The sequence below is a fragment of the Skermanella sp. genome (assembly GCF_059503625.1).
Window position 1 is genome coordinate 1 of record NZ_JCACHA010001169.1, and the last position, 4,943, is coordinate 4,943.

The 4,943-nt window shown below is 68.5% G+C and carries 6 protein-coding genes; all 6 read right to left on the minus strand.

Going from position 1 to position 4,943, the window contains the following annotated elements:
- Positions 1–578: transporter substrate-binding domain-containing protein (locus AC5JJ6_RS41340; protein WP_496047634.1), on the minus strand; the 578-nt coding region annotated here is incomplete at its 3' end.
- A gap of 52 nt (positions 579–630) precedes the next feature.
- Entirely contained in the window at positions 631–978 is a 348-nt protein-coding gene (locus AC5JJ6_RS41345; RefSeq protein ID WP_496047635.1) for a RidA family protein, read from the minus strand.
- A 27-nt stretch (positions 979–1,005) separates the two neighbouring features.
- The gene (locus tag AC5JJ6_RS41350; protein ID WP_496047636.1) at positions 1,006–2,133 is read right to left on the minus strand and encodes an NAD(P)/FAD-dependent oxidoreductase; all 1,128 of its coding nucleotides are present in this window, start codon (positions 2,131–2,133) and stop codon (positions 1,006–1,008) included.
- A 13-nt stretch (positions 2,134–2,146) separates the two neighbouring features.
- The gene (locus tag AC5JJ6_RS41355; protein ID WP_496047637.1) at positions 2,147–3,565 is read right to left on the minus strand and encodes an FAD/NAD(P)-dependent oxidoreductase; all 1,419 of its coding nucleotides are present in this window, start codon (positions 3,563–3,565) and stop codon (positions 2,147–2,149) included.
- Complete coding sequence (locus tag AC5JJ6_RS41360) at positions 3,562–3,858, minus strand: (2Fe-2S)-binding protein (RefSeq protein ID WP_496047638.1); 297 nt, start codon at positions 3,856–3,858, stop codon at positions 3,562–3,564. The genes AC5JJ6_RS41355 and AC5JJ6_RS41360 overlap by 4 nt, the downstream gene beginning before the upstream one ends.
- Positions 3,839–4,943 (minus strand): NAD(P)/FAD-dependent oxidoreductase (locus tag AC5JJ6_RS41365; RefSeq protein ID WP_496047639.1); only part of this gene is annotated, 1,105 nt, incomplete at its 5' end. The genes AC5JJ6_RS41365 and AC5JJ6_RS41360, both read right to left, overlap by 20 nt.

The following is a 4,943-nucleotide window of genomic DNA, read 5'->3' on the forward strand; positions in this document are numbered from 1 at the left end:
TTGGAGGCATCCTCCCGCACCCAGTCCGAAGCCGTGGCGCCGGTCGTGATAGCGGCGGCGATGCGGTCGCTCTTCAGGTCCGCCAGCAGGTTGGCGGTCGTGTCGTAGCTCCGCAGGGTCACCGCATCGCCGAAATGCTTCTCGGCGTAGCGGTAATGGGTGGTGGAGGTCTGCGCACCGATCTCCTTGCCGCGCAGGGTTTCCAGCGTCCCGTCGATGCCCGATCCGGTCGCCGCCACGAAATAGGCCGGCACGACCATGTAGGGGGTCGAGAACGCGATCGACTTCAGCCGCTCCGGCGTGATGTTCATCGTCGCCATGATCGCATCGTATTTCCGCGCCATCAGGCCGGGAATGATGCCGTCCCAATCCTGGGCGACCACGGTGCAGGAGCGTTTCATGCGCTCGCACAGCGCATTCGCCAGCTCGACTTCCAGCCCGGCCAATTGCCCGTCGGGCTTGGTCAGGTTGAAGGGAGGATACGCGCCCTCCGTCGCGATCCGGATGGCGGGGCCGTCCGCCAGGGCCGGCATGGACGCGAAGAGGCTCAGCGCCAAGCCGAGGGCCAGACGTTTCATTCGGATGCTCCGGTGGTTGGATCTAGGTGTCGTGAGTGCTTTCAGGCCGTGCTCAGCGGGCGGCTACGACCTGGATCTCGACGAGGTATTCGGGGGCGGCAAGCCGCGCTTCGACGGTGGCGCGGGCAGGAGCGTTCGCCGGATCGACCCAGGCGTCCCACGCCTTGTTCATCTCGGCGAAGGTGCCGATGTCGGCAAGGTAGATGGTGGCGGTCAGCAGCTTTGTCTTATCGGTGCCGGCTTCCGCCAGCAGGGCGTCGATCTGGCGCAGCACGTCGCGGGTCTGGGATTCCACGTCGGTCGAACCGTCGTCGGCGATCTGGCCCGACAGATAGACGGTCTCGTTGTGGATCACCATCTCGCTCATGCGGGGGCCGGGGTGGACGCGCTGTATCGGCAACTTCAATCTCCTGGGTAGGTAAGGGGTTCAGGCGGCGACCGCCGGCTGGTGGAAGCGCTGGATGCGGAATGGCGAGATCGGCAGGGCGGTGCCGTTGCCCGTGATCATGTCGGCGAGTATCCGCCCGACGATGGGACCGAGCTGGAAGCCGTGCGCCGAGAAGCCGAAGGCGTGGAAGACGCCAAGCTCCGTGCCGCTGGGGCCGATGACGGGAATCTGGTCCGGCATGCGGGCCTCGATCCCGGCCCAGGCCCGGACGACGGTCGCGCTCCGCATGATGGGGAACAGGTCCCAGACCGTGCGCGCGTTGATCGCCAGATTGGTGAAGTCCAGCTCCGTCCGGTTCTCGTCGGGCGAGGCCCGCCCCAGCATGCCGCCGCCGATCAGAACAGTCCCGTTGGGGAACTGCTTGAACGACAGCGTCCTGCCGGTCGCTCCCACGACCGGCTTGATGAAGGGCGGCAGCCGGGCCGTGATCATCAGCATGGGGGCGATGACTTCCAGCGGCACCGGCTCTCCCAATTGGGTGGCGATGCGGTTCGCCCAGGCTCCCGCACAGTTGACCAGGACAGGCGCCTCGAACCGCCCGCCGGCGGCCGTTTCGACACGCCAATTCAGGCCGGCGCGGGCGATGCGGGTAACGGCCGAGCCTTCCTCGAACCGGGCACCCAGGCTTTCCGCCTTGCGCTTGAAGGCGAAGGTGGTGCGGTACGGGATGGCGGCGCCGTCCGTGCGAGAGACGACGGCCCCGACGCAGTGCGGCGCTATCGCCGGGACCAGCCGGCGGAGTTCCGCCTGATCGACCACCTCCTCGTGGCTGAAGCCCAGGGCGCGGAGTTCGGCGACACGGGCATGCCCGTCCGCCAGTTCCTCCTCCGTCTCGGCAACCTTGATCTGCCCGTGGCACTCGAACCCGCAGTCGTCGTCCACCAGCTCGCCGATGCGGTGCCACAGCGCCATGGACGCCACCGACAGCGGGATTTCCGCCACGTGGCGGCCAAGCTGCCGCACCCCGCCGGCATTCACGCCGGAGGCATGACGCCCGATATGGTCCTTCTCCACGACCAGCACGCGGACACCCCGCTGCGACAGGTGCAGGGCGGTGGAGCAGCCGTGCAGGCCACCCCCGATGACGATGACGTCGTATCCGGACATGGATTATACGTCCTCAGTGATGCAGGACGGCGTCGATCTCGTCCTCGCGCTTGGGCAGCGAGGCAAGCTCCGCCAGCGTGATCGGCTTGACGGGAGGGCGCAGGCGGTAATAGCCGACTTCCGCCGGGGAAACTCCCCGTGCGTCCGCGATCACCTCGGTCACCGTCGGGCCGCACAGCCGTCCCTGGCACGGACCCATGCCGCAGCGGAGGAAGGATTTCGCCTGATTTGGGCCGCTGCACCCCAGCTTGACGGCATCGCGGACCTGCGCCGCCGTCACTTCCTCGCAGCGGCAGACGATGGTGTCGTCGGACGGTACGCGGAACTCCTGAGCCGGCTTGTAGAGCGTGTCGAGGAAGATTCGCCCCTGCCTGGCCTTTTCCAGGGCGGCCCGGTGCGGAGCCGCGTCGCGGTCGCGCTGCTGGCGGTCGATCCGGCCAAGGCGATGCAGCGCGTCCAGCGCCGTCAGCCGGCCCTGATGCTCGGCGGAAAGCGCACCGCCGATGCCGGCGCCGTCGCCAGCCAGCGAAACACCCTCGACCGTGGTGGCGCCCCAGGCATCCGTCTGCGGCGTCCAGCAGCGCTGAGTATCGTCCCAGGACTGGGCGCAGCCGATCGCGTTGGCGAGATTCAGGTTGGGGATGACGCCCTGGTGCAGCAGCAGCGTTTCGGCGGGAAGCCGCTGTTCCGCCCCGTTGCCCTGACGGTAGACGACCGACCGCACCTGTCCGTCTCCCTCCGCGCGGAGAGCAGTGACGTTGCCGATCACCTTGACCTTGCGGCGGACGTCGAGAAGCAGCTTCAGCCCCTTGCCGATATAGCCGGAGCGGACGAAGCCCGTCATGTGCGGCATCGCCTGCCGCCAGTTGGCGCGCGGCGTGGTGTCGAGAATGGCGCTGATTTCCGCACCCGCGCGGAGATACTGCCACGCCAGCAGCCACAGCAGCGGCCCGGTTCCGGCCAGCACGACGTTGCCGGAAGCCACCAGCCCGGAAGACTTCAGCAGCACCTGGCCCGCCCCGGCTCCTATCACGCCGGGCAGCGTCCAGCCGGGAATGGCGAAGGGCCGCTCCAGCGCGCCGGTGGCAAGGATGATATGCTTGGCCGGCACGATGTGGGCCGCGCCGTCGCGTGACAACCCGATCTCCAGATTGCGGGAAACGCTCCATACCGTCGTCCCCGGCAGATAGTCGGCTCCGCTCTCCTGGAAAGGCTTCACCAGCCCGGCGCCGTGCCAATAGTCGGGACCGAGCACCTTCGGGTCGCGGACGGGCGTCTCCGTGACCGAGCGGTAGATCTGTCCTCCCGGCGCCGGCTGCTCGTCCAACAGAACCGTCGAGATGCCCTGGCGTGCCGCCAGCGTGGCGGCGGCGAGGCCGGCGGGACCGGCGCCGATCACGGCAAGGTCGTATGCTGTCTTGATGTCGCTCACCGCTCGATCTCCCGCTTGCCGTCCTGGGTTTCGATCCGCATGCCGGGAGCTACCCGTACCTGACATCCCTGCCGGTTGCCGACGTCGTCGATCGTCACCAGACAGTCGAAGCAGACGCCCATCATGCAGTAGGGAGAGCGGGGAGCGCCGGATACCGGCGTGTTCCGGCAGACGGTGATCCCATTGGCGAGAAGGGCGGCGGCGACGGTGTCACCCGCCAGCGCCTCGGCGGCGCGGCCATCGACCGTGAAAGGGACACGCTCGCCGGCGGCGTCATGCAGCCTTCGGAACATCGAACCTCCGGGCGCTGAATACATCGAATTCCTCGGGCAGTTTGCCGGCCGCGATATGCGGAGCCAGCGCCAGGGCATGGTTGGCGGCCAGGGTGACGCCGCTGTGGCAGGTGGCGACGAAGGCGCCGGGCATGGTGACGGACTGTTCGTAGATCGGGAAGCCGTCGGGACTCAGCACCCGAAGGGCAGCCCAGGTCCGCACCACGTTCAGCTTGCCCAGCAGCGGGAAGATGCGGACGGCGCGTTCCGCGATGGTGGAGGTGACGCCGGACCGGACCGTCGTGTCGAAACCGGCGTCCTCGAAGCTGTCGCCGATCATCACGCCGCCTTCGTCGGTCTGGCGGATATAGCCGACCGGGAACTTCAGGAACGGCGCCGTCTTCTCCGTCACGATGACGTGGCCGCGCTCCGGCCGGACGGGGGCGCTGAGGCCCACCATGGGGGCCAGCCGGGCGCTGTCATGGCCGGCGGCCAGCACGACCCTGCCGGCCCTGACCTCGCCGCCGCCCGCCGTCGTCAGGCGGAAGCCGCCGTCGCGGTGCTCGATGCTCTCGACCCGCCGGTTCGGCAGGTAGGCGGCCCCGAAGCGGTTAAGCCCGGTATGGAAGGCGCGGAACAGCTTCAGCGAGTTGCAGTGGCCGTCCAGCGGGCAGTAGCTCGCCCCGGCGACCTCCGGTCCGATGAAGGGCATCTCCTTCGCGACGGCGGCGCGGTCCATGATCTCGTAGTCGTAGCGGAGCATGGCCTGCTGGTTGTGCAGCCGCTTCAACTGGTTGGCGCGGTCTTCCAGCTCGGCTTCCGACAGGGCCGGCATGAAGCCGCCGGGCCGTTCGAAGCACACGTCGATGCCGGTCTGGTCGCGCAGCAGGGACGCAAGCTCGCCCCAGCTGTCGGAGGATCGCCGGGTCCAGGCGCCGTATTCCGGCATACCCAGACCCTTGCCCTGCACCCAGACCAGCGCGAAGTTGCCACGCGACGGACGGACGGCGACGTCGCCCTCGTCCAGTATGGCGACCTTCTGCCCGAGGCGCGCGAGGCCCCAGGCGGTCGCCGACCCGACGAGCCCGCCGCCGACCACGGCGACG

Coding starts and splice junctions, on each gene's coding strand:
- AC5JJ6_RS41350 (WP_496047636.1), bottom strand. CDS start 2,133: ATGTCCGGATACGACGTCATCGTCATCGGGGGTGGCCTGCACGGCTGC.
- AC5JJ6_RS41360 (WP_496047638.1), bottom strand. CDS start 3,858: ATGTTCCGAAGGCTGCATGACGCCGCCGGCGAGCGTGTCCCTTTCACG.